This window comes from Vallitalea sediminicola (assembly GCF_054408565.1).
This window is the reverse complement of the sequence record NZ_BTPT01000432.1, coordinates 1-261: the sequence shown is the minus strand read 5'-3', so window position 1 is coordinate 261 and position 261 is coordinate 1. Positions and strand designations below refer to the sequence as shown.

At 36.4% G+C, this 261-nt stretch carries 1 protein-coding gene; it reads right to left on the bottom strand.

Annotation, left to right across the window (positions count from 1 at the left end; all coding sequences use genetic code 11):
- A partial coding sequence (locus tag ACX6CF_RS27315; RefSeq protein ID WP_458788511.1) for a hypothetical protein occupies positions 1–261 on the bottom strand: 261 nt, incomplete at both ends.

The following is a 261-nucleotide window of genomic DNA, read 5'->3' as shown; positions in this document are numbered from 1 at the left end:
TATAGCTATCTGGTCTTCTCTTAGAGCTGGGAAAACATTATTAGGATTATTACCTACTGGAAATCCTTTTAATAACATCTCTGCCATTGCTACTTGAAAATCAGCAGTCCCTTGTGTATAAGACATACCATCAAGTCCAACCATAGAACCAGAATTATAATGCTGTACATGAATATAATCAAGCTCACTCCTAAGTGCATAGATAACAGGTAAATATGCTCCCCAAGAACCTCCATATGTACTATAACCACCTTGAACATA